General features: G+C 71.7%; 21 protein-coding genes and 3 pseudogenes. 11 read left to right on the forward strand and 13 right to left on the reverse strand.

The window, feature by feature from the left end:
- Positions 1–5: 5 nt before the first annotated feature.
- Positions 6–1,139 (reverse strand): molecular chaperone DnaJ, encoded by a 1,134-nt coding sequence (gene dnaJ, locus O7635_RS37690; protein WP_278085682.1) that lies wholly within the window; start codon positions 1,137–1,139, stop codon positions 6–8.
- A gap of 56 nt (positions 1,140–1,195) precedes the next feature.
- Positions 1,196–2,215, reverse strand: coding sequence for a heat-inducible transcriptional repressor HrcA (hrcA, locus tag O7635_RS37695; RefSeq protein ID WP_278085263.1), 1,020 nt, complete (start codon positions 2,213–2,215; stop codon positions 1,196–1,198).
- A gap of 162 nt (positions 2,216–2,377) precedes the next feature.
- Here hrcA and O7635_RS37700 point away from each other — a divergent pair, with 162 nt between their 5' ends.
- Positions 2,378–3,016, forward strand: coding sequence for a DUF4870 domain-containing protein (locus O7635_RS37700; protein WP_278085264.1), 639 nt, complete (start codon positions 2,378–2,380; stop codon positions 3,014–3,016).
- Positions 3,017–3,053: 37 nt separating this feature from the next.
- Here O7635_RS37700 and hemW read toward each other — a convergent pair whose 3' ends face one another.
- A complete protein-coding gene (gene hemW, locus O7635_RS37705) occupies positions 3,054–4,259 on the reverse strand; it encodes a radical SAM family heme chaperone HemW (protein ID WP_278085265.1) in 1,206 nt (401 codons plus the stop codon).
- Positions 4,260–4,277: 18 nt separating this feature from the next.
- Between hemW and O7635_RS37710 the strand changes: the two genes are divergently transcribed.
- The 4 genes from O7635_RS37710 (at position 4,278) to O7635_RS37725 (ending at position 8,344) form a co-directional block, all read left to right on the forward strand.
- Positions 4,278–5,045 (forward strand): enoyl-CoA hydratase family protein, encoded by a 768-nt coding sequence (locus O7635_RS37710; protein WP_278085266.1) that lies wholly within the window; start codon positions 4,278–4,280, stop codon positions 5,043–5,045.
- A 57-nt stretch (positions 5,046–5,102) separates the two neighbouring features.
- Positions 5,103–5,960, forward strand: coding sequence for a hypothetical protein (locus O7635_RS37715; protein WP_278085267.1), 858 nt, complete (start codon positions 5,103–5,105; stop codon positions 5,958–5,960).
- A gap of 30 nt (positions 5,961–5,990) precedes the next feature.
- Positions 5,991–7,166, forward strand: coding sequence for an MFS transporter (locus tag O7635_RS37720; RefSeq protein ID WP_278085268.1), 1,176 nt, complete (start codon positions 5,991–5,993; stop codon positions 7,164–7,166).
- Positions 7,167–7,441: 275 nt separating this feature from the next.
- Complete coding sequence (locus tag O7635_RS37725) at positions 7,442–8,344, forward strand: phytanoyl-CoA dioxygenase family protein (protein WP_278085269.1); 903 nt, start codon at positions 7,442–7,444, stop codon at positions 8,342–8,344.
- Positions 8,345–8,389: 45 nt separating this feature from the next.
- Here the strand turns inward: O7635_RS37725 and O7635_RS37730 are convergent, their stop codons facing one another.
- From O7635_RS37730 to O7635_RS37750, 5 genes and pseudogenes are all read right to left on the reverse strand, one after another.
- Entirely contained in the window at positions 8,390–9,031 is a 642-nt protein-coding gene (locus O7635_RS37730) for an MOSC domain-containing protein (RefSeq protein ID WP_278085270.1), read from the reverse strand.
- Positions 9,032–9,100: 69 nt separating this feature from the next.
- Positions 9,101–9,367, reverse strand: a complete 267-nt coding sequence (gene rpsT, locus O7635_RS37735) for a 30S ribosomal protein S20 (RefSeq protein WP_278085271.1) — start codon at positions 9,365–9,367, stop codon at positions 9,101–9,103.
- A 79-nt stretch (positions 9,368–9,446) separates the two neighbouring features.
- Positions 9,447–10,221, reverse strand: a pseudogene (locus tag O7635_RS37740) (MerR family transcriptional regulator).
- Between the two features lie 8 nt (positions 10,222–10,229).
- On the reverse strand, positions 10,230–10,883 hold the full coding sequence (locus O7635_RS37745; protein ID WP_278085272.1) for a HEAT repeat domain-containing protein: 654 nt from the start codon (positions 10,881–10,883) through the stop codon (positions 10,230–10,232).
- A gap of 342 nt (positions 10,884–11,225) precedes the next feature.
- A complete protein-coding gene (locus O7635_RS37750) occupies positions 11,226–12,218 on the reverse strand; it encodes a phosphotransferase (protein ID WP_278085273.1) in 993 nt (330 codons plus the stop codon).
- 97 nt (positions 12,219–12,315) lie between these two features.
- On the opposite strand from O7635_RS37750, the gene lepA reads away from it, so the two are divergent.
- The 6 genes from lepA (at position 12,316) to O7635_RS37780 (ending at position 18,391) form a co-directional block, all read left to right on the forward strand.
- Positions 12,316–14,196, forward strand: coding sequence for a translation elongation factor 4 (lepA, locus tag O7635_RS37755; RefSeq protein ID WP_278085683.1), 1,881 nt, complete (start codon positions 12,316–12,318; stop codon positions 14,194–14,196).
- 107 nt (positions 14,197–14,303) lie between these two features.
- Positions 14,304–14,717 (forward strand): NUDIX domain-containing protein, encoded by a 414-nt coding sequence (locus tag O7635_RS37760; protein ID WP_278085274.1) that lies wholly within the window; start codon positions 14,304–14,306, stop codon positions 14,715–14,717.
- 91 nt (positions 14,718–14,808) lie between these two features.
- Complete coding sequence (locus O7635_RS37765) at positions 14,809–15,093, forward strand: GlsB/YeaQ/YmgE family stress response membrane protein (protein ID WP_278085275.1); 285 nt, start codon at positions 14,809–14,811, stop codon at positions 15,091–15,093.
- A gap of 189 nt (positions 15,094–15,282) precedes the next feature.
- The gene (locus O7635_RS37770; protein WP_278085276.1) at positions 15,283–16,578 is read left to right on the forward strand and encodes a sugar ABC transporter substrate-binding protein; all 1,296 of its coding nucleotides are present in this window, start codon (positions 15,283–15,285) and stop codon (positions 16,576–16,578) included.
- Entirely contained in the window at positions 16,575–17,564 is a 990-nt protein-coding gene (locus O7635_RS37775) for a sugar ABC transporter permease (protein ID WP_278085277.1), read from the forward strand. The genes O7635_RS37770 and O7635_RS37775 overlap by 4 nt, the downstream gene beginning before the upstream one ends.
- Positions 17,561–18,391, forward strand: coding sequence for a carbohydrate ABC transporter permease (locus tag O7635_RS37780; RefSeq protein WP_278085278.1), 831 nt, complete (start codon positions 17,561–17,563; stop codon positions 18,389–18,391). Before O7635_RS37775 ends, O7635_RS37780 begins: the two co-directional genes overlap by 4 nt.
- A 163-nt stretch (positions 18,392–18,554) precedes the next feature.
- Here the strand turns inward: O7635_RS37780 and O7635_RS37785 are convergent, their stop codons facing one another.
- From O7635_RS37785 to O7635_RS37805, 5 genes and pseudogenes are all read right to left on the reverse strand, one after another.
- Positions 18,555–19,232, reverse strand: a complete 678-nt coding sequence (locus O7635_RS37785) for a hypothetical protein (RefSeq protein WP_278085279.1) — start codon at positions 19,230–19,232, stop codon at positions 18,555–18,557.
- A gap of 134 nt (positions 19,233–19,366) precedes the next feature.
- Positions 19,367–20,317: pseudogene (gene holA / locus O7635_RS37790) on the reverse strand (DNA polymerase III subunit delta); the annotation flags it as partial.
- Between the two features lie 130 nt (positions 20,318–20,447).
- Positions 20,448–22,607: pseudogene (locus O7635_RS37795) on the reverse strand (ComEC/Rec2 family competence protein); the annotation flags it as partial.
- A gap of 599 nt (positions 22,608–23,206) precedes the next feature.
- Complete coding sequence (locus tag O7635_RS37800) at positions 23,207–24,049, reverse strand: ComEA family DNA-binding protein (protein WP_278085280.1); 843 nt, start codon at positions 24,047–24,049, stop codon at positions 23,207–23,209.
- A gap of 182 nt (positions 24,050–24,231) precedes the next feature.
- Positions 24,232–25,077, reverse strand: a complete 846-nt coding sequence (locus O7635_RS37805) for a DegV family protein (protein ID WP_278085281.1) — start codon at positions 25,075–25,077, stop codon at positions 24,232–24,234.
- Positions 25,078–25,515: the final 438 nt, after the last annotated feature.

The following is a 25,515-nucleotide window of genomic DNA, read 5'->3' on the forward strand; positions in this document are numbered from 1 at the left end:
CGGCGTCAGTGCCCGTTGAAGGCGTCGCGCATCCGCGAGAAGAAGCCGCCCTGCTTGGTGAGCTCGGCCACCTCTTCGCCCCGGGACCGGGAGAACTCGCGCAGCACCCGCTCCTGCTCGGCGGTCAGCTTGGTCGGGGTGCGCACGTCGAGGTGCACGTAGAGGTCGCCGCGGCCGGCGCCGCGCAGGTGCGGCACGCCGCGCGCCCGCAGCCGCAGCGTCGAGTTGGGCTGCGTGCCGGGCTTGACGTCGACGGTCTCCTCGCTGTCGAGCGTCTTGATGGTGAGCCGGGTGCCGAGCGCCGCCGCCGTCATCGGCACGGTCACCCGGCAGTGCAGGTCGTCACCCTTGCGGGAGTAGACGTCGTGCGGCCGCTCGTGGATCTCGACGTAGAGGTCGCCGGCCGTGCCGCCGCCGGGGCCGACCTCGCCCTGCTGGGCCAGCCGGATCCGCATGCCGTCCTCGACGCCGGCCGGGATCTTGACGGTCAGCGAGCGCCGGGTGCGCACCCGGCCGTCGCCGGCGCAGGTGGGGCAGGGGTGCGGGATCACGGTGCCGTAGCCCTGGCACACCGTGCACGGGCGGGACGAGACGACCTGGCCGAGGAATGTGCGCTGGACCGACTGCACCTCGCCGCGGCCGCCACAGGTCTCGCAGGTCGCCAGGTGGGTGCCGGCCGCGGTGCCGGCGCCGGCACAGGTGGTGCAGAGCACCGCGGTGTCGACGGTGATCGGCGCCTCGACGCCGAACGCGGTCTCCAGCAGGTCGAGCTCGAGCCGCAGGATCGCGTCGGCGCCGGGCCGGGTGCGCGGTCGCGGACCACGGGCGCCACCGCCGGCCGCGCCGAAGAACGCGTCCATGATGTCCTGGAAGCCGACGAACGGGCCGGCGCCGGGGCCGCCACCGGGGCCACCGCCGCCCGGGGCCAACGGGTCGCCGCCGAGGTCGACGATCTGCCGCTTCTGGTCGTCGGACAGGACCTCGTACGCCGCGTTGATCTCTTTGAACCTGTCCGCGGCGGCGGGATCGGGGTTGACGTCGGGGTGGAACTGACGCGCCAGCTTGCGGTAGGCGCGCTTGATCTCGTCGTCGCTGGCGTCCCGGGCGACGCCCAGAATCCCGTAGTAATCCCTGGCCACTGTGTTCGCAGTCCTCATGTCGTCTCGCTTGTGCCGGCGCCGTGATCAGGTGGGGGTCAGTTCTGGCCCAGCATCTCGCCTACGTAGCGTGCCACGGCGCGCACGGTGGCGATGGTGCCGGGGTAGTCCATCCGGGTGGGCCCGAGCACACCCAGGCCACCCACGATGGTGACACCGGGGCCGTAGCCGGTGCTGACGATCGACGTCGCCCGCAGGTTGTCGATCTCGTTCTCGTCGCCGATCCGCACCCGGGTGATCGGCTCGACCTCGCCGATCAGCTTGAGCAGGATGACCTCTTCCTCCAGCGCTTCGAGGATCGGGCGCAGCGAGCCCTGGAAGTCGAGCAGGCCGCCACGGGTCAGGTTGGCCGTGCCGGCCAGCGCCACCCGCTCCTCGTGCCGCTCGACCAGCGTCTCCAGCAGCACCGTGGACAGCGCCACGGTGGCGGCCCGCAGCTCCGGTGACGACTCGTCGACCAGCGCCTGCACCAGTGGAGGCGTGTCGGAAAGCTTGCAGCCGCAGAGCTTCTCGTTGGTCAACCGGCGCAGCGTGGTGACGGTCGCCTCGTCGATCGGCGCGGGCAGGTCGACCACGCGCTGCTCGACCCGGCCGGTGTTGGCGATCATCACCACCATGAGCCGGGTGGTGGAGATCGGCACCAGCTCCAGGTGGCGCACCGTCGATCGGGCCAGGCTCGGGTATTGCACGACGGCGACCTGGCGGGTGAGCTGGGCCAGCAGGCGGACCGTGCGGTGCACCACGTCGTCGAGGTCGACGGCGCCGACCAGGAACCGCTCGATCGCGCGCCGCTCGGCCGGGCTCAACGGCTTGACCGTCGACAGCCGGTCGACGAACAGCCGGTAGCCGCGGTCGGTGGGCACGCGGCCGGCACTGGTGTGCGGCTGCCGGATGTAGCCCTCCTCCTCGAGCACCGCCATGTCGTTGCGCACGGTGGCCGGTGAGACGCCCAGTTGGTGCCGCTCCACGAGGGCCTTGCTGCCGACCGGCTCCTGGGTGGCGACGTAGTCCTCGACGATCGCCCGCAGCACGTCGAGCTTGCGGTCATCGAGAGCCATGCGTCACCCCCTCCTGCCATCTGGCACTCGACTGTAGCGAGTGCCAGTCTACGACGCACCCACCCACCTGGCGATGATCGCTGTTTGCCGTGGCCAAGCTGTCCAGAACAAGTCAGAAGTCGCATCTGGCGCGGGTTGATCGATACCCCTACGGTGTCGGGCATGACTGAGCCACCCCGGCCACCCGGTGAGGGTCACTCCGACCCGACCGCTGCGCCGCCCCCTTACCAGCCGACCTCGGGCGGCGGGGGTTACCCGCCGCCCACCTCCGGTGGCGGTGCCTACCCGCCCGCCGGTGGCTACCCACCGCCCGGTGGCGGCTATCCGCCGCAGGGTGAGGGCTACCCGCCGCAGGGCGGGGGCTATCCGCCGCAGGGCGGCGGTTACCCGCCGGCCGGCGGCTACCCGCCCGGTGCCTACGGCCAGCCCGGCGGCTACGGCCAGCCCGCGGGCTTCGCCAACGGCGAGGAGAAGACCTGGGCGCTGGTCGCCCACCTCGGCGGCGCGCTGCTCGCGTTCATCAGCGGCGGCACGCTCGGCTGGGTCGCCCCGCTGGTGTCCATGCTGGCCAAGGGCAGCGTCTCCCCGACCGTCCGGGCCCACGCCGTCGCGGCGCTCAACTTCCAGATCGTCTGGTCGATCGTCGCGATCATCGGCTGGGCCACGGCCTGCCTGATCATCGGCTTCATCATCGCGCCGATCGCGATGCTGATCGCCATAATTTTCGGCATCATCGCGGGCGTCAAGGCCAACGAGGGCCAGCTCTACCGCTACCCGCTGAGCATGAGCCTGATCAAGTAGTTCCGCGGCCGGGGGCTGCCGACTCGGTGGCCCCCGGCTACGGCAGCAGGTCGCGGACCACCGCGTCGGCGAGCAGCCGGCCGCGCAGGGTCAGCACCGCCGCGCCGTCGACGACCTCCAGCAGGCCGTCCGTCCGGGCCCGCTCCGCGTCCGCGCGTCCGGCCGCGTCGAGCACGTCCAGCGGCAGCCCGCTGGCCAGCCGCAGCCGCAGCATCACGTCCTCGACGTGCCGGTCCTGCGCCGTCAGCACCTCCCGGCCCGCACCCGGCGAGCGGCCGTCGGCGAGGCGCTGGGCGTACGCCGCCGGGTGTTTGACGTTCCACCACCGCACGCCGCCGACGTGGCTGTGCGCGCCCGGCCCGACGCCCCACCAGTCGCCGCCGGTCCAGTAGAGCAGGTTGTGCCGGCACCGACCGGCCGGCGTGGTGGCCCAGTTCGACACCTCGTACCAGTCGAAGCCGGCCGCGGTCAGCGCCGCATCGGCGGCCAGGTAGCGGTCGGCGGCCACGTCGTCGGACGGGTGCGGCAGCTCGCCCCGGCGGATCCGCGCGGCCAGCCGGGTGCCGTCCTCGACGATCAGGGCGTACGCGCTGACGTGGTCGACACCGGCCCCGATCGCGATGGCCAGCGAGGCGGCGAAGTCGTCGGCGGTCTCCCCCGGCGTCCCGTAGATCAGGTCGAGGTTGACGTGGTCGAAGCCGGCCGCCCGGGCCTCGCTCGCGGCCTGCGCCGCCCGGCCCGGTGAGTGCCGGCGGTCGAGCACCCGCAGCACGCCCGGCGCGGCCGACTGCATGCCCAGCGAGATCCGCGTGTAGCCGGCCGCCCGCAGCGCCCGCAGGCTCTCCGGCGTGACCGACTCCGGGTTGGCCTCGGTGGTCACCTCGGCGTCCGGCGCGAGCCCCCAGATCTTGTCGATCCCCTCGATGATCCGGGCCAGGTCGTCGGCCGGCAGCAGCGTGGGCGTGCCGCCGCCGACGAAGACCGTGTCGACGGCCGGCGCGGCGCCCAGCGTCCGGGCCGCCAGCTCGAGCTCGGCCAGCACCGTGTCGGCGTAGCCCTCGGTGCGCCAGCCGGGCAGGTCGCCCGGCGCGTACGTGTTGAAGTCGCAGTAGCCGCAGCGCGACGAGCAGAACGGCACGTGCACGTAGACGCCGAAGCCGCGCGCACCGACCGTGCGCAGGGCGGACGCGGGCAACGCGCCGTCGGACGGCACCGGTTCGCCGTCGGGAAGTGGGCCGGGCATGCCACTAGTGTGCGCCCCATGACTCTTGTCCGGATCGACACCGACCGCGGGGTAACCACCCTCACCCTGGACAGCCCGCACAACCGCAACGCGCTGTCCACGCCGCTGATGACGGAGCTGCTGGACGGGCTGGCCGCGGCCGTCGCCGACCCGGCGGTGCGGGTGGTGGCGCTGTCACACACGGGCCCGGTGTTCTGCTCCGGAGCGGACCTCAAGGAGACCGCCGCGGCGTACGCGTCCGGCCAGGTCCCCGTCGGCATGCTCGGCGACGTGCTGGCCGCCGTGGTCGAGTGCCCGAAGCCGGTCGTCGCGCGGATCGGCGGTCCGGCCCGGGCCGGCGGGCTGGGGCTGATCGCCGCGGCCGACATCGCGGTCTGCGCCAACGAGGCCACGTTCGCGTTCACCGAGGTGCGGCTCGGGGTGATCCCGGCGGTGATCTCGTCGACCGTGCTCCGCCGGCTGGCGCCGCGGGCGGCGCAGGAGCTCTACCTGACCGGTGAGCTGTTCGACGGGACCCGGGCCGCCGCGATCGGGCTGGTCACCGCGTCGGTCGGCGCCACGGAGCTGGACGCGACCGTGCGCTCCTACTGCGCGGCCCTGGTGCGGGGCGCGCCGGGCGCGCTGGCCGGCACCAAGGAGCTGCTGGCCCGCACGCCGCTGGCGTCGGTGGCGGAGGACGCGGCCGAGCTCGGCGCGCGGTCGGTCGGCTACTTCCTCTCGGAGGAGGGTCGCGAGGGCGTCACCGCGTTTCGGGAGAAGCGCGACCCGGCCTGGATACCGGGATAGTTCCCCGCTGTCGCACCGCCGTCGTAACCTGTGCCACAAACGTGCATGGAGGTGTCGGTGCGAGGTCGTGGCGTCGTTGTCGGGATCGTCGCGCTCTTCCTGGTGGCGGCGTTCGCCGTCTGGCTGAGCCAACAGGACTTCAAGGCGCCGTCCATCACGCTGCCGGCGCCCTCGCGGGACTGCACGGTGCAGGCCGGCGACGACAGCCCGCCGGTCACCCTCGACGCGGCGCAGATGGCCAACGCCGCCACGATCACGGCGGTCGGCGTACGCCGCAGCGTGCCGGAGCGCGGTGTGGTGGTGGCGCTGGCGACGGCGCTCCAGGAGTCCAAGCTGGAGAACCTGCCCGGCGGCGACCGCGACTCGCTCGGGCTGTTCCAGCAACGGCCGAGCCAGGGCTGGGGCACGCCGGAGCAGATCCGCGACCCGCGCTACTCGGCCGGCCGGTTCTACACGGGCCTCAAGAAGGTGCGCGGCTGGCAGGACATGCGGGTCACCGACGCGGCCCAGGCGGTGCAGCGGTCGGCGTTCCCGGAGGCCTACGAGAAGTGGGCCGACGAGGCGTCGGTGCTGGCCGCGGCGCTGCTCGGCAAGGCCACCGGCGCGGTCGCCTGCACGGTGCCGGGCGAGCCGCTGATGCGCGGGGCCCTGGCGGCGACGTCGTTGACCAAGGTGCTCAACCTCGACTGGGGCAAGGTCGAGACGGTGCCGGCCGGGGCCGGCTTCGCGGTGGCCGCGGGCGACGCGACGGCCGGCTGGCGCTACGCGCACTGGCTCGTCTCGCACGCCACCGACCACGGCGTCAAGACGGTCCGGTTCGCGGGCATGGAGTGGTCGGCCGACGGCGGCCGCTGGTCGTCGGCCGACGGCGTCGGCGCCAACCAGGTGCAGGCCGAGGTCTTCGGCGACGCGTGAGAGCCACCGCCGCGGGGTAGCGAGAGCCCCATGCCCCGCCGGTCCGCGTTCCTGCCCCTGTTGTTCAGCGTGCTGGCGCTCGGCATCGCCGACTCGATGATCGGGCCCTACCTCGTGCTGTTCGGCGCCGACGAGGCCGGCCTGTCGCCCCTGCGGGTCGGGATCTTCATGTCGCTGGTCTCGCTGAGCGGGCTGGCCGTCAGCACCTGGCTCGGTCGCCGCTACGACCGGTCGGCGAGCCGCTGGCCGGCGCTGGTCGCGGTCGTCGCGCCGGCGGTGGGCTACCTGGCGCTGACCACCACCAGCGCGTACCCGTTGCTGCTGCTCGTCGGGGTCGGCCTGCTGGGCGCCGGGATGGCCGCCTTCCCGCAGGTTTTCACGCTCGCCCGGACCCATCTCGACCGGACCGGCGGCGCGGCGGTGCGGCGGGGCACGCCGGCGCTGCGGTCGGTGTGGTCACTGGCCTGGGCGGTCGGGCCGATGGTCGGGGCGGCCATGCTCGCGCTGGGCGGCTACGACCTGCTGATGGTGGTCACCGCGGCCGCTTTCGGGCTGGTGGCGGTGCCGCTGGCGCTGCTCGGGCGGACGCCGGCCCCGCTGCCACCGGCCGAGCCGGCCGCGGACGGCGGGCGGTTGTCACGCCCGCTGCTGCTCGCGGCCGGCAGCTTCACGCTCTTCCACACCGCGATGCTGGCCGGTTCGGTGGTGCTGCCGCTCTACGTCACCCGCACGCTGCACCAGTCCGACTCCGCGGTCGGGCTGCTGTTCAGCGTGTGCGCGATCGTGGAGGTCCCGGCCGCGCTCGCGACCATGCTGCTGCCGGCGCGGAGCCCGGTCCGCGCCATCATCGTGGCCGGCATGGTGCTCTTCGCCGGCTACTTCGTGCTCGTCTCCGCCAGCGCCACGATGCCGCTGCTGATCGCCACGCAGGTGGCGCGCGGCGTGGCGCTCGCCGTCGTCGGGGCGCTCGGCATCACCTACGTGCAGGACCTGGCGCCCGGGGCCACCGGACGGACGACCGCGCTCTACGCCAACACGCTCACCGTCGGTTCGCTGGTGTCGGGCGTGCTGGCCGGGGCGACCGCGCAGACGCTGGGCTATCGGCCGGCGTTGCTGGTCTGCGCCGGGCTGGCGGCGGCGGGCTGCGTGCTGCTGGCCGTCAGCGCGGTGGTCCGGCCGCGCGCCGCGCTCGCGTACCCGGGATGAGTTTTATCTCACTTTCTGTATGATCTTGTGACTGCTTTGTCGGCATTTAGGGCGACCTAAGACTCCCCCGTGTAGTGATCCCCCTCCATATCGTGCCGATCCGCCGATCGCCGTCGATCTTCGGCCGATCGGAGTCTTTCCGGCATGGCAATCGCCTCTAGCATCGCCGGGGTGCGCGAAATCCGTTCGGATTCGCGTCGTGTATCCGGGGCCGCCCAGGCCCGAACCGACGGTCGAAGTGACGGCCCCAGTGACGTCACGGGGAGGAATTGCACGTGTTCGACTACGGAGGCCGCACGGGCTACGAGCCGATCAGCGAGGTCGACCGCAAGGAGTTCCACGAGCAGGGCTTCATGCTGCTGCGCAACGTCCTGACCGAGGACCACCGCGCCGCCCTCGAAGAGGCGGTCGACCGGGTGTACGCGGAGGAGAAGGCCGCCGGCCGGACCACCAAGGACGGCACGCTGCACCTGCTGGGCTTCCTCGACCGCGACGAGCTCTTCGGCGAGCTGCTGACCCACCCGATCGCGTTCCCCTACATGTGGGGCCTCGCCGGCTGGAACATCTACACGCACCACAACCACCTCGACGTCACCCCGCCCGCCGCCGAGCCGGAGAAGCCCTACTGGGGCTGGCACCAGGACGGCTACCGGCAGAACTCCGACCCGGAGACGATGGACCCCAACGTCCCCCGGCCGATGTTCTCGCTGAAGGTGGCGTACGTCCTGTCGGACCTCTCCGAGAACGGCCGCGGCGCGACCAAGGTCATCCCGGGCAGCCACCTGTGGAACTCGCTGCCCCGCCCGGCCGACCTGACGGTGCAGAACCCGGACCCCGAGGGCACCGTCGAGATCACCGCGAACCCCGGCGACGCGTTCATCTTCGACCGCCGCCAGTGGCACTCGCGCTCGACGAACCTGTCGACCATCACGCGCAAGATGCTGTTCGTCGGTTACACGTACCGGTGGATCCGCCCGCTCGACGAGCTGCACGTCGACAAGGAGTCGGAGTGGTACCGCAACCGCACCCCGGTGCAGCGCCAGCTGCTGGGTGAGGGCACCCACACGGCCAACTACTGGGGCATCAACTGGGACGGCTACATCGACGACGAGATCCCGCTGCGCAAGGAGCTCAAGACCCGGGGTCTGCTCGACCGCAACATCCCCTGGCTGCGCTGATCTCTTTTCGGAAGCCCGGCCCCTTTGTTCGGGGGCCGGGCTTTCTCATTTCTGGACGCCGACGCGACGGCGGATCTTGGCCAGCATGCGCTCCGGCAGGTCGTCGGCCTTGAGGAGGTTCGGCAGCAGTTCCGGCTGGCCGTTGAAGGCGCGGAAGGTCTCGCCGATCGTCACGCCGTGGTCGGGGCGGTGGACGACCTCGATGGTGTCGTCCGCGCCGACCTGCCCCGGCGTCAGCACGCGGAAGTAGGCGCCGGGTGCCCCGTGGACGGTGAACCGCTTGATCAGGTCGGGGATGCCCCAGAAGCCGGCGAAGGTCATGCAGGGTTCGCGGGGCTTGGTGACCTGCAGGACGGCGTCGCCGATGGCCCACCGCTCGCCGATGACCGCGCCGGTGACGTCGACGCCGCTGGTGGTGAGGTTCTCGCCGAAGGCGCCGGCGCCGAGCGGGCGACCCAGTTCGGTGGCCCACCACCGTGCGTCTTCGACGGCGTACGCGTAGACCGCCTGGTCGGTGCCGCCGTGGACCCGGCGGTTGCCGATGTAGTCGCCGTCGACGCCCTGGTCCGAGACCGTGACCCGGTCGATGGTCGGCTGCTTGTCGATGCCGGTCTGCCCACCCGGCCCGTCGGCGTAGTCGGTGATTGTGCGGCTGCCGATGTTGACCGAGAGAACGCGCCCTGTCATGCGAGCCAGGCTACGCAACGAGGGCCGGTCCGCGATGATCGCGGCCGACCCTCCGTTGTTCCGCGCGCGTCAGGCAGCGGGGACGTTGAGCTTCTTGGCGATGGCCGACTTGCGGTTGGCCGCCTGGTTCTTGTGGATGACGCCCTTGCTCACGGCCTTGTCGAGCTTGCGCGACGCCTCGCGCATCAGCACGGTCGCCTGCTCGGTGTCGCCGGCCGCGGTGGCCTCGTGGAACTTGCGGATCGCGGTCTTCAGCGACGACTTGACCGACTTGTTACGCAGCCGGCGCTTCTCGTTCTGCCGGTTGCGCTTGATCTGGGACTTGATGTTCGCCACGCGACAGCCTCGTCCTGCTCCTGGTTGGTTGAATGGGGCGCAGGCGAACCTCGCCACACGCGAAAAACCAGACTACCAGTCACTCCATTGACGGGCCAAAACGGCCCCTTACGTAGGCCGCGGTGAGGGCGACGGCCCGGTCGTCGTCCTGCTCCAGTGTCTCGATCGCGCGGCGCGCGGTGCGGCCCGGGATGTCCGCGAGGGCCTGCGTCAGCCGCTGCCGGGCGGCCGGGGTGCCATCGGCGAGGCGGTCCACGAGCGCGCTGGCGATCCCGTCCGCCAGCGCGGGGTCGGCCGCCAGCGCGCGCAGCGCATCGGCGGCGTCGGCGTCGGACTCGCCGTCGACGATCATCTCGATCAGCGGCGGGGCCGCCTCGGCGACGCCGCGGGCGCCGAGCGCCAGGGCGGCGAGCCGGCGGACCGCGTCGTCGTCGAGCGCTTCCCGCAGCAGCGCGGTGGCGGCGTCGCCGTCGATCTCGGCGACGCACTGGGCAGCGCGCATCCGGACCTCGGCCGTGGGCGCTTCGAGGCCGTCGGCGAGCAGGGGCAACGCGCGGTCGCCGGCGCGCGCGAGCGCCCAGCGCAGCGATCCGCTGTCTGGTCTGCGCGATGAGGTCGTCGACCAGCTCGGCGGGGGTGAACCCGGGATCGTCGAGCGCGCGCTTGACCTCCCGCAACGACAGTCCCAACGACCGAAGGCTCTCGATGTGGAAGATCCGCGCGATGTCCGCGCCGGAGTACTCCCGGTAGCCCCCGACGGTCCGGCCCGTCGGCCGCACCAGCCCGAGCGAGTCGTAGTGCCTGAGCATGCGAGCGCTCACCCCGGACCGCCGCGCCACGTCGCCGATCAACACGGCCCCTCCTAGCTGGTGCCACCCAGTGCCACGATCCGCTTCGCCTCCTCGATCGCCAACTCGAACCCGGCGTCGGGGTCAGTGGTCAGCCGCTCGGTGGCGTGGGCGTGCCTCCGCACGCGAGGGTCCGGGTTGTCCGCCGCGGCCTTTACCGCTGGTGCGCCGGCCTCGCCGAGCGCGACCAGTGCCCGGCTGAGGCTCAGCTGGGTCGGTGGCCCGCCGCGGCCGAGCTGGGCCGCGAGCTGGGCGGCCAGGGCGGGCTCGTCGCCGTCCGGTACGAGGGCGACCGCCGCCCGCCACGCGGCCCGCGCCACCTCGTCGTCGACGTCGGCGAGCAGCGCCGGGGTGATCGCCGGCCACGCCTCCGGGTCCCCGATCTTCGACAGCGTGTGCAGGGCCTGACTGCGCGCCTGCGCCGTCCCGGACCGCAGTTCGGCGACCAGCCTGGGAACGGTGACCGCGGGCGGCAGGCGGGTGAGCGCCCAGGTCAACATCTCCCGCACGGAGAACTCGGGCTCGACCGCACACCGCGCGACGAGCACGTCGACCAGCCGCGCGTCCGGCGTGGTCCCGACGGCCAACGCCGCCCGCAACCGCACCGCCGCGTCGTCGCTCCCCAACGCCTTGCCGGCCCGCGCGATGTCGTCCGCCGCCATGCCCATGACAACCACCTCCGGGCTCCAGTGAAGGCCTTGTCACGGTGTCAAGGTCAAACCACGTCACCCCCGCGGCCTGCGCCGCCGCTCCCTCCTTGCTCTGCAGCCATATACGCAACACCTTCGTGCCTGAGCGTTGCGTGTATGGCTGCAGAGCAAGGAATCACCGTATTTCGGTCAAAGCGAACTCTCGTGACGTCTCGGGGCTATCACGGCCGTTGGGCCGGACTCACGGGCGGGTCGGAGGCCGTAAAGAGTGTCTGTTCGGGTCGACACGCTTCGGCGTGTGCGTACATGCCGGAGCATGTCGGCTCCAGGAGAGGCCCACCGCCGACCCGGCGCCGCGGGTCAGAGGGTGAGATCCCAGCCCTGGCGGGCGGCGAGCCAGGTCAGCGCCACCTCGCCGTGCCAGGTCTGGTGGGCGCGGACCGTCGGGGCCGCGTCGTTGAGGGGAGCCGCGCCGCGCGTCAGGAAATAGCCCGACAGGGCGGCCAGGGCGCCGTCCAGGGCGCCGGGCGGGGCGTCGGTCGCGGTCGGGTGGCTAGACCAGAGTTGGTCCGCGTCGAGACCGCCGGCGTAGGCGGTGATGAGCAGGACCGCCGTGTCGAACCAGGCCGGGCCGTGGCAGAGCCAGTTCCAGTCGACGATCCAGGCCCGGCCGTCCGGGTCGATGATGACGTTGTCGAGGCGCAGGTCGCAGTGGGTCAGCTCCGGGCCGGCGGTCGTGACGAGCGCCGCCGCGCCCGATTCCAGTGCGGCCAGGGCCGGCAGGAGGTCGCGCGCCGCGGACGCCGACGGTGGGAGCGGGACCTTGCCGTCGGCCATCCAGCGCCAGCCGCCGAACTCGTCCGCGATCATCGGGGCCAGGGCGGGTAGGCGCAGGTCGAGCAGCGCCGGCGGTGGGTCGGCCAGCGCGGCCGCCGCCGTCGACCAGGCGTCGAGGGTCGCGGTCAGCTCGGCCGGCTGCCACGGCAGCGCCGGGGTGCGGCCCTCGACGGCCTCCGCGCACAGGACGAAGAAGTCCGGGGTGGCCAGCGTCCAGAGCGGCCGCGGCGCCCGCACCGACGGCGGGAGGGCGGCGGTGACCAGCGCCTCGTGGGCGTACCAGTCGCAGAGGTGCCGTTGGTCCGCGGAGCGGGCGGCCTTGACGAAGACCCGGTCCCCGGCGGCGGTGGTCAGCAGCCCGGCGAAGCCGCTGGTGAAGCCCGCGCCGGCGACCGCCGCACCCACCACCGGCGAGCCGAGGCGGCCCTCGATCGCGGCCCGCAGGTCGGCGGAGAGGTCGCCCCAGGACGGGCGCACGGCGGTCGCGGAGTAGGCGAACGGCGGCGTCGCGAGCATGGCGGCCATCCTGCCCGACCGCGTGCTGCCGGCCTACTCAATTGGACATGGGAGCATAGAGAGCGACCTCGACGACCGCCGACCAGAACGGACCACCGTGCCACCGACGCTCGACCCCGGCGCCAACCAGCCTGGTGCCACCGACCCGGCGCGCATCCGCAACTTCTGCATCATCGCCCACATCGACCACGGCAAGTCGACGCTGGCCGACCGGATGCTGCAGCTGACGGAGGTGGTCGACCCGCGGCAGATGCGCGCGCAGTACCTGGACCGGATGGACATCGAGCGCGAACGCGGCATCACGATCAAGTCGCAGGCGGTCCGGATGCCGTGGACCGTGCGCGAGGGTGACCAGGCCGGCCAGAGCGCCGTGCTCAACATGATCGACACACCTGGGCACGTCGACTTCACGTACGAGGTGTCCCGCAGTCTCGCCGCCTGCGAGGGCGCGGTCCTGCTCGTCGACGCCGCCCAGGGCATCGAGGCGCAGACGCTGGCCAACCTCTACCTGGCGCTCGAGAACGACCTGCACATCATCCCGGTGCTCAACAAGATCGACCTGCCGGCGGCCCAGCCGGAGAAGTACGCCGAGGAGCTCGCCCACCTGATCGGCTGCCGGCCGGAGGACTGCCTGCGGGTGTCCGGCAAGACCGGTGAGGGCGTGGCGCACCTGCTCGACGAGATCGTCCGGCAGTTCACGCCGCCGGTCGGCAACGCCGACGCGCCGGCCCGCGCCATGATCTTCGACTCGGTGTACGACATCTACCGCGGCGTCGTCACGTACGTCCGGGTGATCGACGGAAAGATCGAGGCGCGCGACCGGATCAAGATGATGTCCACGGGGGCCGCGCACGAGCTCCTGGAGATCGGCGTCATCTCGCCCGAGATGGTCAAGTCGCCGGGGCTCGCGGTCGGCGAGGTCGGCTACCTGATCACCGGCGTGAAGGACGTGCGGCAGTCCCGGGTCGGTGACACGGTCACGATCAACGGGCGGCCGGCGACCGAGGCGCTCGGTGGCTACAAGGACCCGAAGCCGATGGTCTACTCGGGCCTCTACCCGATCGACGGCTCGGACTACCCGGCGCTGCGCGACGCGCTCGACAAGCTCAAGCTCAACGACGCGGCGCTCGTCTACGAGCCGGAGACCTCCGCGGCGCTCGGCTTCGGCTTCCGCGTCGGCTTCCTCGGCCTGCTGCACCTGGAGATCATCCGGGAGCGGCTGGAGCGCGAGTTCAACCTGGACCTGATCTCGACGGCGCCCAACGTGGTCTACCGCGTGATCATGGACGACGGCGAGGAACTCTCGGTGACGAACCCGAGCGAGTTTCCGGTCGGCAAGGTCGCCGAGGTCTACGAGCCGGTCGTACGCGCGACCGTGCTGACGCCCAACGACTACGTCGGTGCCGTGATGGAGCTCTGCCAGGGCCGGCGGGGGTCGCTGCTCGGCATGGACTACCTGTCGACCGACCGGGTGGAGCTGCGCTACACGCTGCCGCTCGCCGAGATCATCTTCGACTTCTTCGACCAGCTGAAGAGCCGCACCAAGGGCTACGCCAGCCTCGACTATGAGCCCTCCGGCGAGCAGAAAGCGGACCTGGTCAAGGTCGACATTCTGCTGCACGGCGAGCCGGTCGACGCGTTCAGCGCGATCGTGCACAAGGACAAGGCCTACACCTACGGCGTCAACATCGCGGCCAAGCTGCAGAAGCTGATCCCCCGGCAGCAGTTCGAGGTGCCGATCCAGGCCGCGATCGGCAGCCGGGTGATCGCCCGCGAGACGATCCGGGCGATCCGCAAGGACGTGCTCGCCAAGTGCTACGGCGGTGACATCACCCGGAAGCGCAAGCTGCTCGAGAAGCAGAAGGAAGGCAAGAAGCGGATGAAGATGGTCGGCCGGGTCGAGGTGCCGCAGGAGGCCTTCATCGCCGCGCTGTCCACGTCGGACACTCCCGCGGACGCCAAGGCCGGCAAGAAGTGACGTCCCCGCTCGCCGCGGGGCCGTCGGCCGCCTTCTGCCCCCGGTGCGGCGCGGCACTGGCCAGCCGGCCGCCGACGGCGTGCCCCGCGTGCGCGTACCAGATGTATGTGAACGCTCGACCGACCGCGAGCCTGATCGTGGTCGACGGCGGTCGGTTCCTGGCGCTGCGCCGGGCCGTCGAGCCGATGGCCGGGCTCTGGGAGACGCCGGGCGGGTTCTGCGACGGCTTCGAGCACCCGCGGGACGCCGCCGCCCGCGAGGGCCGCGAGGAGCTCGGCGTGGAGGTCGAGATCAAGGACTTCATCGGCATGTACGTCGGGACGTACGAGTTCCAGAACGAGTCACTGCCCGTGTTGGACTGTTTCTTCTTCGCGACCCTCGACCCGGCGGCGATCCGGCTCGAGCCGACCGAAGCGACCGAGATGACCTGGTTCGACTTGGCTGATCCCCCGAAGATGGCGTTCTCGACGATGGACGCCGCCTTGGTCGACGCGGCCAATTCATTGCTGTCGGCGAAATAAACTTCCCATCCGGAGGAAAGATCCGGTTTGGCTTCTCCGCGCCTCGGGAACTTAGCGGCTGTCACACACCCCCCGAGGAGGAGGAAGGGCCATGACCGCAGGTGGGATCATCACCGCGCTCATTATCGGTCTCATCATCGGCGCTCTGGGCCGTCTCGTCGTGCCCGGCCGCCAGAACATCCCCATCTGGCTGACGCTGGTCATCGGTGTCGTCGCCGCTCTGCTGGGCTCCGCCATCGCCCGTGCCGGCGGCTTCGCGGAGACCAACGGCTGGATCGACTGGCGGGAGCTGCTGCTGCAGATCGCGCTCGCCGCGGTGGGTGTGGCTCTCACCGTCAGCATGTGGGGCCGTCGGCGCCGGGTCAGCCGGTACTGACACACCGTAACAACGCACTTCCGGAAGAGGGCGCTCCCGCGGGAGCGCCCTCTTCCTGTGTCCGCGCCCCGTCCCCCGCCGGATCACGAAACGACACCTAGCTCTGTCGTAAAAGAAATTTACGTACTAGTCTGCCGCGAAGAAGGTTACCTACATCCCCCGAACCCCCATCGCGGAAGGGAATGCGTCGTGAAGACGAGGCGGAAACCGTTCCAGGTTGTCACGGTGATCCTCACGGCCGCCCTGCTGGCCAGCGCCTGCGGCAGCGACGATAGCGGCAACGAAGAGCCCGCGGCAGACCCCGCCAAGCTCACCGTCTGGATGATGGGTGAGGGCGGCGACGCTCAGAACAGCTTCCTCGACGGCGTCGAGGCGGAGTTCAAGAAGAAGCACCCCAACACGGACGTGGTCGTCCAATACATCCCCTGGCTCGAGGCGCCCAAGAAGTTCCAGGCGGCGCTGGCCGGCGGCGAAGGCCCCGACGTCACCGAGCTGGGCAACACCGAGACGCAGGGCTGGGCCCAGCAGGAGGCGCTGTCCGACCTGACCGAGCGGATGGGCGGCTGGGCGCCGGGCAAGGACATCCTGCCCGACCTGGTGAAGAACGCGCAGCTCGACGGCAAGCAGTACGGCATCCCCTGGTACGCCGGCGTCCGCGCGATCTACTACCGCACCGACTGGTTCCAGGAGGCGGGCGTGCAGCCGCCGAAGACCTGGGACGAGCTCGTGTCGGTGGCCAAGGCGGTGCAGGCCAAGAAGCCGGGCACCTACGGCATCGCCGTGCCGGGCAACTCCGAGCTGCCGTTCTACTCGTTCCTCTGGGGCGCCGGCGGCGAGATCGCCACGGACAACGGCGGCACCTGGAAGTCCGGTTACACGTCGGCGGAGTCGCGCAAGGCCGTGCAGTTCTGGACCGACCTCGTGAAGGTGCACAAGGTGGCGCCACCCGCGGCCGCCGGGTGGAACGAGGTCGACGCGCGTACCCAGTTCGCCACCGGCAAGGCGGCGATGGCGTTCGCCGGCAGCTGGCAGCAGGCCGCGATGTTGCAGGCCGACCCCAAGCTCGACCAGGTCTGGGGCACCTTCCCGATCCCCGGCCCGACCGGCGGTGAGGCGCCCGCGTTCGCCGGTGGCTCCGACATCGCGATCTGGGAGGACAGCAAGGCCAAGGACGCCGCCTGGGACTACATGACGGTGCTGCTCGACAAGCAGAACAACAAGAAGTGGGCCGACAGCCTGAAGTTCTTCCCGGTCTACTCCGACCTGGTCTCCGCCGGCTACAACGACGACAAGATCATGGCGGCGTTCGCGGCGAGCATGAAGAGCACCAAGCTCACCCCGATGACGCCGAAGTGGGTCGAGGTCAGCCGGACCAAGACGGTCACCCAGGCGATGAACAGCGCGGTCATGAAGGGCCAGAAGACGGTCGACCAGGCGACGACCGACGCGGCCGCCGAGATCGAGAGCATCCTCAACGCCAAGTGACGACGACGACCCGCGTCGGCCCTGACGCACCGGCCCGGCCCGCTCCCCCGGCTCGCTCCTTCCGCCGGGGGGCGGGCCGGCTCCCGTACCTGCTGATGCTGCCCTGCCTGGTGGTCATCGCGGCGCTGCTGCTCTGGCCGCTGGGCCAGGTCGTGGTGATGTCGCTGTACGACCTCGACAGCGTCCGTCAGGTGCGCGGCGACCGTCCGTGGCCGTTCGCCGGGCTCGCCAACTACCGCGAGATCCTGACCGACCCGTTCTTCCACACGGTGCTGCGCAACACGGTGCTGTTCGCGGTGGCCAACGTCGTGCTGACCATGGTGCTCGGGACGCTGGTCGGGCTGCTGCTGCACCGGCTCGGGCCGCGGATGTCGGCGTTCGTGGGCGGCTGTGTGCTGCTCGCCTGGGCGACGCCGGCGCTGACCGGCACGATCACCTGGAAGTGGATCTTCGATGACACGAACGGGTTGGTGACGTGGCTGTTCAACGCGCTGCCTGACGGGTTGTCGTCTTCGCTCTTCGGCCGCGCTGACTGGACCGGCTACGGGTGGTTCAACGCGCCGCTGTCGTTCTTCTCGATCCTGACGCTGGTGGTGGTCTGGCACTCGTTCCCGTTCATCGCGGTCTCGGTGCTGGCGGGTCTCAAGAGCCTGCCGACGGAGCTGCTGGAGGCGGCCCGGGTCGACGGCGCGGGCGCGTGGCGGTCGTTCTGGTCGATCACGTTCCCGCTGCTGCGGCCGGTGTTCGGCATCCTGGTGGTGCTCTCGACGATCTGGGACTTCAAGGTCTTCACGCAACAGTTCGTCCTGGCCGGGGGTACGCAGGACCGCCCGACCTTCATGCTGTCCATCTACTCGTACGCCACCGCTTTCTCGCCGCCGCCCAAATATGGCCTGGGCGCGTCGATCGCGGTCGTGCTGACGGTGATCCTGTTGGTCGTGACCGGGTTCTACGTGCGGTCCCTGCTCAAGCAGGAGGAGCTGTGAGACGGTCCGCCCTGAACCTGCTCGGCGTGCTGGTGGCGCTGTTCGCGGTCTTCCCGGTCGTGTGGATGGTCGCGACGTCGTTCAAGTCGACCCCCGAGATCTTCTCCGGCGGCCCGGTCCCGTTCCCGCGTCACCCCACGCTCGACCACTACCGCTCGATCCTCACCGGCGACCTGATCCCGGGCGTGACCTTCATCGACTTCTTCCGCAACAGCGTCGTGGTCGCGGTCCTGACGGTGCTGCTCAGCGGCGTCGTGGCCCTACTGGCCGCCACCGCCGTGGCGCGGTTCCGCTTCAAGCTGCGGACCAGCTTCCTGATCATGCTGCTGGTCGTGCAGATGATCCCGCTGGAGGCGCTGGTCATCCCGCTGTTCCTGATGATCCAGCGGCTGGGCCTCTACGACACGCTGGCGTCACTGGTGCTGACGTACGTGGGCTTCTCGCTCCCGTTCGCCGTCTGGATGCTGCGGGGGTTCGTCGCCGCGGTGCCGGTGGAGCTGGAAGAGGCGGCGGCGATCGACGGCGCCAGCCGGGCGCAGATCTTCCGGCGGATCCTGCTGCCGCTGGTAGCGCCTGGGCTGGCGGCGACGAGCATCTTCTCGTTCATCGTGGCGTGGAATGAGTTGATCTTCGCGCTGACGTTCCTGAACGACCAGACGAAGTACACGCTTCCGGTCGCGATGACGTTCTTCTTCGGCCGGGACGATACGGCTTGGGGGCCGGTCATGGCGGCGTCGACGATTTTGACGGTGCCGGTTCTGATTTTCTTCCTGGTCGTGCAGCGGCGGATGGTTGGTGGGTTGGCTGCTGGGGCTTTGAAGGGCTGACCGGGGCCGGTGGTGCCCTTCGAGCTTTGTCCGATCTGCCGGCTAGAACGCCGTTGTGTCCGCATTCGCGCGACGCGGCTCGGCGCGGTTCGCGCGACGCGGCTCGGCGCGGTCCGCGCGGCGCGGCTCGGCGCGGTCCGCGCGGCGCGCGGTGGGTGCTGACTTATTCGTAGCGGCGGGTTGCGGCGTGGCGGGCGCGTTGGGCAGGGGTGTCGACGACATCGCGGCCGGACGGGGCTCGGGCTGGGCGGCCCGGCTGGAGGTCGATCGGTGGCGCGTTGACCGCCGTGGCGGTGTTGGCCTGGCGGGCCACCGGGATTGCGCCGCCGTGAGATCCATGCCGGCGTTCCGCGGTGTCGGTCAGGTCGTCGTCGTCTGCCCAGTCGTCGGTGTCCAAGACCGGCAGGCCGGCGTCGGCCGCCGCGGTAGCGGTGGGCGGGGCTGCGGGACTGGGCGGGGCCGAGCGGTAGACGCGGCCGACCTTTTCGGCGCCGGCGCCGCCAGGCACCTGGGCTCGGCCGACCGTCCGGAAGGGGCGCATCGGGCGGCGGACCGACGCGCGACCTTCGCGGTGCGCCGCCGCGCGTACCGCCGCTCCGGCGACCAGGTCGTTGATCTTGACCATGGCGGCGATGCAGACCGGTAGGAGCACGACGCCCCACAGCGGGATGAGCTCGGCCAGCGCGAGGATGATCGCGAACGCGGTCGCGCCTTCGAGGAAGACGAAGCACACCGTCGAGCTGGGGTTGATGTGGCGGAGCCGCAGCACGCGGGCGTAGAACGGGCGACCGCTCAGATCGCCGGCGGCGGCGAACTGGGCCGTGAGTCGTCGAACTGTCATCGGCTACCCCCACTACGGCGGCCGGTGGTCTGGGAACCGCCGCGGCCGGCGGCGGCGCGGGCGGCCGCGCGGCCGTCCGTCGGTCGGTTGGCGCTGAACCCCGGGCCGCCGGGCGCCTCGCCGGAGTCTCCGGAACGCGCGGCGACGACGGCGAAGACCGCGCGCTCGAGCGCGTACCCCCGGTCGTCGGCACCGCCCTTCACCTCGGCGTTGCAGTCGGCGGCGGCGCGCATCGCGACGACCAGGCCCTCGGGCGTCCAGCCGCGGGCCTGGCGCTGGGCCCGCTCGATCTTCCAGGCGGGCATGCCGAGCGTGCTGGCCATCTGGTAGGCGTTGCCCCGCCCCGCGGACGCGACCCGCGCGACCGTGCGGACGCCGTCGGCGATGGCGTCGGCGATCGGGACCGGGTCGACGCCGACGTGCAGGGCCCAGCGCAGCGCCTCGAGCGCCCCCGGGACGTCGCCGACCATCGCCGCGTCGGCCACGGTAAAACCGCTCACCTCGGCCCGGCCGCGGTAGTAGCGGGCCACCGTCGCCGCGTCGATGCGACCCTCGACGTCGGCGAGAAGCTGCGAGCAGGCGGCCGCCAGCTCGCGCAGGTCGTTGCCGACGGCGGCGAGCAGGGCTTCCGCCGCCTCCTCGGAGCCACGGTTGTTGCCACGCCGCAGCTCCTCGCGGACGAACGCGACTCGATCGCGATGAGACTTCAGCTTCGCGGCCGTGACCACCTCGGCGCCGGCGTTGCGCAGCCCTTCGGCGAGTGCCTTGGCCCGCCCGCCGCCGGTGTGCGTGACGATCAGCGTGACGTCGGGGTCGGGGTGCTTCGCGTAGTCGAGCAACGCCGCGACGACGTCCTTGCGCGCGTCCTGCCCGCCCCGCACGACCACCAATCGGCGCCCGCCGAACAGCGAGGGGCTGATCATCTCGGCCAGCTCGCCGGCGGCCAGCGCGTTGCCCTCGTACTGCCGGACGTCGGTGGACGCGTCGCCCGCCTTCGCGGCTTGAATTGCCTTGTCAACGGCGCGCGCCACCAGCAGTTCCTCGTCGCCGAGCACGAGTTGAATTGGGGGAAGGCCGCCGGTCACCGGGCCATACTCGCACGCGCTCCTGAATGACCGAACGTCCTCACCCAAATGAGTAGTCGATCACTCATCAACCGCAAATCGCGACAAATCATTGTGCGACACGGCTGCGCCGAGAATCCCGTACACGGGATCAGCGGCGATCGTGCGAGGCACCCGAGGCAACCACGGCGAGACCACCTCCTCTCCGCACGACCGCCAGGTCACCGGCGTGATCGGTACGCAGCACCCGCGCCCCGTCACGGGTGAGCCGCGCGAGCAGCGCCGGGTTCGGATGGCCGTACCCGTTGTCGACGCCGACCGACACGAGCGCCACCGCGGGGTCCACGGCGTCGAGGAACGCCGGCTCCTGGTAGGCCGAGCCATGATGCGCGACCTTGAGCACCTGGGCCCGCAGAGCACCCGCACCGTAGTGGTCGATCGTCGCCCGCTGCTCCTCCTCTTCGGCGTCGCCGGGAAGCATGACGCCCACCCCGTCGACGGTCGCCCGGAGGACGAGTGAGTTGTTGTTGGGGTCCGACCGTGTCCCTGACATTTCCACGGGCGGGCCGAGCGTGACCAGGTCCGTGGTGCCCACCGACCACCGCCAGCCGGCGTCGACGGCGGCGACGGTCGCGTCTGCCTCGGCGGCCGCGCCGACGACGAGGTCACGTCCCGCGTCCGGCTCCACATGGCGGGGAGTGATCACCGCTTCGAGGCGACGGCCGCGGCCGATGCCCTCCACGCCGCCGACGTGGTCGATGTGGAAGTGGCTGACGACCAGTAGTCGGACCGTACGTACGCCCAGCCGATCCAGGCAGCCGTCGGCCGCGGCCGGCTCGGGTCCCGCGTCGATGACCACGGCGCTCCCGGCTTCGGCGGGTAGCACCATCATGTCGCCCTGGCCGATGTCGCAGGCCACGATCACCCAGCCGGCGGGCGGCCAGGTGCTCGTGAGGACGCGTACCGGCAGGGCACCCACGACGGAGGCCGCCGCCACGACGGCGATCAGGCGGCGGGCGAGCCGGCGCCGGAACGCCACCAGGACGACGGCCGTGAGCACGCCCAGCAGGACGCCACCGCCGACGCCGCCGGGCCAGGGCAGGCTGCCCATGGGCGTGTTGGCGCCGTGGCGCGCGATCAGTACCAGCCACTGCGCCGGCCAGTGCGCGATCCAGGCGAGGAAGCCGGCGGCCGGCGGCCACACCGCGGACGCGATGGTCGCGAAGACGCCGAGAACCGTCGCGGGTGCCACGGCCGGAGCGGCCAGCAGGTTGGCCGGGATCGAGACCAGACTGACCGCGCCGGACAGGCCCGCGACGACGGGCCCGCAGGTCACCTGGGCAGCCGCTGGGATGGCGAGTGCCTCCGCGAGGCCGGGCGGCACGCGACGACGGCGCAGCCAGTCGCGCATCTTGGGCGCGAGGAGCAGCAGCCCGCCGGTCGCCAGCACCGACAGCGCGAAACCGGCGTCGCCGGCCAGCTCCGGGTCGAGCACGACCAGGATGACGATGGCGGCCGCCAGGGCCGGCACGGCGGCGCGGGAGCGGCCGCTGGCCAGTGCCAGGAGGCCGATCGCGCCCATGGTGGCGGCGCGGATGACGCTCGGCGACGGGCGGACCAGGATCACGAAGCCGACCAACGCCAGTCCACACAGGATGGCGGACGTCCACCGGCCGGCCCGGCACCAGCGCGTGATGAGCAGCACGAAGCCGATCACGATCGCCACGTTGGCGCCCGAGACGGCTGTCAGGTGCGTCAGGCCGGTGGTCTTGAAGTCGTCGGCCACGGCGGGGTCGAGGCGGCTGGTGTCGCCGAGGACCAGCCCCGGCAGGAGGCCGCCGGGTTCCGGCGGCAGGGTCGTGCAGGCGCGTTGTAGGCCGGCCCGGAGCACACCTGCGGCGCGTTGCGCCCATGACGGGCGGCCGACCAGCTCGGGCGCGGCGCCGGAGGAGATGACGGCGGCGGTCAGGTCGCCACCGCGCGGGCGGGCGAGCCTGCCCTCGAGACGTACGCGCTGACCCGGTAGTGGCGCGCCCCAGGCCTGGTGGGTCGCGAGGACGAGAATGCGGGCCCGGGCCTCGATCCGGTGCGCGTCGGTGTCGATCGGCCGGAGCCAGCGCAGGTCGGCGGTGACGACGTACATCGGTCGGTTGGCACCCCCGACGAGCCGCGGATCGTCACGGACCAGGACTTCGGCGACGACAGAGGCTCGCTCGTCGGCGTAGCCGGCCAGCGTCGGCGCGTCCCGCACCGCGACCCGGGCTGCGGTGGCGCCCGCTCCACAGACGACTCCTAGCAGCACCGCGACCGCGATCCGCCGCCACACTGGCGTGCCGAAAACGGCCCGCAGTCGCGGCCGCCCCGAGAGGCGACGCCGGAACCGACCGGCGCCGATCCGCTGTCGACCTGGATCGGCAACGGTCGCCTGCCGTGGCCAATCGACTTGGACCCGTTGTCGCGGCCAACCGGCGAGCCTTCGCCATAGCGGCCGATCGGCAGGAACCTCCCGCCGGAGCCAGTCGCCTTGAACCCGCTGTCGCGGCCAACCGGCGAGTACTCGCCATAGCGGCCGACCGGCAGGGACCCGCCGCCGCGGCCAGTCGATTCCAACCCGCTGTCGCGGCCAATCGGCGAGCACTCGCCACAGCGGCCGATCGGGTGGTCGCAGCTCGTTTGAGACGAAGCGTGGTCGCCGCCGACGGTCGCCGTCGCGGGCGTGCCGGGCGCGGCGGTTGGCGACGTACAGCGGGACCGCCAAGGTCGCCGCTCCGGCCGCGATGAGGGCACTGATCACCGCGCTCGCATACAGCGCTCCTAGTGCGCTCAGCCACGTCCCCAGTGCCAGGCCAGCGAGGCGGAGATCGGGTGGCGGTCGCCCGCCGGCGGGATCCGGCGCCGACAACTCGGTGGTCATACCGTCACCAGGTCCTTCAGGTCCTCGTAGCGGCTCGCGCCGATGCCGTCGACGTTGCGCAGGTCGCCGACGCTTTTGAAGCCGCCCTTGGCGGTGCGGTGGTCGAGGATCCGCTGCGCCAGGACGGGGCCGACGCCGGGTAGGGAGTCCAGCTCCGCCAGCGTCGCGGTGTTGAGGTTGACCTTGCCGTCGCCGGCACCGCCGACAGCCGGCCCGCCCGCCGACGGGTCCGGTGCGCTGCCGGGCGGCGGGGTGACGCCGACGAGCACCATCTCGCCGTCGGTCAGGCGGCGCGCGAGGTTGACCGTCGAAAGGTCGGTGCCGGGTGTCGCGCCGCCCGCGGCCTCCACGGCGTCGGCGACCCGCGCGCCGGCCGGTAGGCGTACCAACCCTGGTTTCCTGACCTTGCCCGCCACCGCCACGAAGATCTCGCCTGAAGCGCTGGTCGCTGGGCCCGCGTCGACGGCCGGTGGTGCGGAGACGGCGGTGACGGGTTCGACCTTCGGTCTGGCGCGGTAGGCGAAGAACGCCGCCACCAGCACCACCACGGCGGCGACGACCGCCAAGGCCTTGATGCCGCGCCGGCCGGGGTCGAAGGGCCCAGGCCCACCGAGGAGACGGCGGCCCGCGGGCTCGGGCTCGGGCTCGAAGCCTTCCGGCCGAGGAGACGGCGGCGACGGCTCGACCCGCGGGAACGTGGTCGCGAACGTCGCCGGGTCGTCGAGTCCTTCGAACGGCGACCGAAGTGGACGGGTCAGCGCCGTGTAGGGGTCGGCAGGGCTCGACTCGGCCGTCAGCCGGGCCAGCCGCTGGCGCACGAGCGCCTCGTCATCAGACACGCGGGCGACGTTAGGCCCGATGGCTCACCGGATGTACGCCGTCCGTCGCACCCTGTGGATAACTTCGAACTGTGGATAACCGAATGATCTTCGTGCGATTCGTCGACACTGGACGCCCTGTCTCACTTACGGAAGGGCTTCCCCCATGGCGCGATCACGGACCGGCGTCCACGCGGTGACGGCTAGGAGCGTCGGTGTACGACCACCGAAGCGAGCCCCGGACCCACATGCGCGGCGACGGCGGCGCCGATCTCCGTCACATAGGAGTCGCGCAGCCGCTCGCCCAGGCGCTCCTTCAGGCTGACCGCCAGCTGGTCGGCGCGGTCGGCGCCGTCGAGGTGGTGCACCGCCACGTCGACGTCGTCGTCGCCGGCCGCCTCGACCGCGAGGTCGACGAGGCGGGCGAGGCCGCGGCTGGCGGTGCGCACCTTGTCGCGGACGACGATGCCGCCGTCGACCACGTGCAGGATCGGCTTCACCGACAGCGCCGTGCCGAGGAGTGCCGACGCGGCGTTGATGCGGCCGCCGCGGCGAAGGAACTCCAAGGTGTCGACGTAGAACAGGGTCGAGGTGCGTTCCGCGGCCTCGGCGGCGGCGCGCTGGACCGCGTCGGCGTCTTCGCCTCGCCTGGCGGCCTCGCTGGCCGCCAGCGCGGGAAAGCCGAGCCCCATCCCGGTGGACTTCGCGTCGACGACCGAAACGGCGGGGCCGATCTCGGCGGCGGCGAGGCGGGCGGCCTCGACGGTGCCGGACAGCTGCGCCGACAGGTGCACGGAGACGACGGCGGACGCGCCTTCGTCGAGCAGACGTCGGTAGACATCCGCGAAGGCGGCCGGTGACGGACGGGAGGTGGTGACGGAGACCCGGCGGCCGCCGAGGGCGCGCGCCACCTCGATGGGGGTGACGTCGACGCCTTCGGACCCCTCGACGCCGTTGATCACGACGGTCAACGGCACCACCACCGCCATCGCCGCGTACGCGGACGGCGGCAGGTAGGCGGTGGAGTCGGTGACGACCGCTACGGGCATGCCGGCACGTTAGCCGAGATCAGCCACCGGCGCGGACGATGCCAGGAAGAAGGGGCCATCCAGCCCAATCACGAAAGCGACAAAGCCCAACCACCCAGGACGCCTCGGAACGCCACCGAACCGAGCGCCGAGAGGAGGCACGAGGACGACGCGAATCACGACAAGGCCGCGATCGGCTGGGCAAGCCCGGACCGCCACGCGAGCGCGAACCGCGCTGCGTACGCCAAGGCCACCAGGCCGGCTCGCGACGCACCGCGGGCGCGAACCTCAATGCGGGCGGACATCAACGCGGGCGCGCACATCAACGCGGCGCGCACATCAACGCGGGCGCGCACATCAACGCGGGCGCGCACATCAACGCGGGCGCGCACATCAACGCGGGCGCGGACCCAACCCGGGCTGCGGCCCGCGCTGCGCCGGGACGCGGCTCGGTCCCGC

It is taken from the genome of Asanoa sp. WMMD1127, from assembly GCF_029626225.1.
Lineage (GTDB): Bacteria > Actinomycetota > Actinomycetes > Mycobacteriales > Micromonosporaceae > Asanoa.

Coding starts and splice junctions, on each gene's coding strand:
- hrcA (WP_278085263.1), bottom strand. CDS start 2,215: ATGGCTCTCGATGACCGCAAGCTCGACGTGCTGCGGGCGATCGTCGAG.
- O7635_RS37700 (WP_278085264.1), top strand. CDS start 2,378: ATGACTGAGCCACCCCGGCCACCCGGTGAGGGTCACTCCGACCCGACC.
- hemW (WP_278085265.1), bottom strand. CDS start 4,259: ATGCCCGGCCCACTTCCCGACGGCGAACCGGTGCCGTCCGACGGCGCG.
- O7635_RS37710 (WP_278085266.1), top strand. CDS start 4,278: ATGACTCTTGTCCGGATCGACACCGACCGCGGGGTAACCACCCTCACC.
- O7635_RS37720 (WP_278085268.1), top strand. CDS start 5,991: ATGCCCCGCCGGTCCGCGTTCCTGCCCCTGTTGTTCAGCGTGCTGGCG.
- O7635_RS37730 (WP_278085270.1), bottom strand. CDS start 9,031: ATGACAGGGCGCGTTCTCTCGGTCAACATCGGCAGCCGCACAATCACC.
- O7635_RS37745 (WP_278085272.1), bottom strand. CDS start 10,883: ATGGGCATGGCGGCGGACGACATCGCGCGGGCCGGCAAGGCGTTGGGG.
- O7635_RS37750 (WP_278085273.1), bottom strand. CDS start 12,218: ATGCTCGCGACGCCGCCGTTCGCCTACTCCGCGACCGCCGTGCGCCCG.
- O7635_RS37765 (WP_278085275.1), top strand. CDS start 14,809: ATGACCGCAGGTGGGATCATCACCGCGCTCATTATCGGTCTCATCATC.
- O7635_RS37785 (WP_278085279.1), bottom strand. CDS start 19,232: ATGACAGTTCGACGACTCACGGCCCAGTTCGCCGCCGCCGGCGATCTG.
- O7635_RS37805 (WP_278085281.1), bottom strand. CDS start 25,077: ATGCCCGTAGCGGTCGTCACCGACTCCACCGCCTACCTGCCGCCGTCC.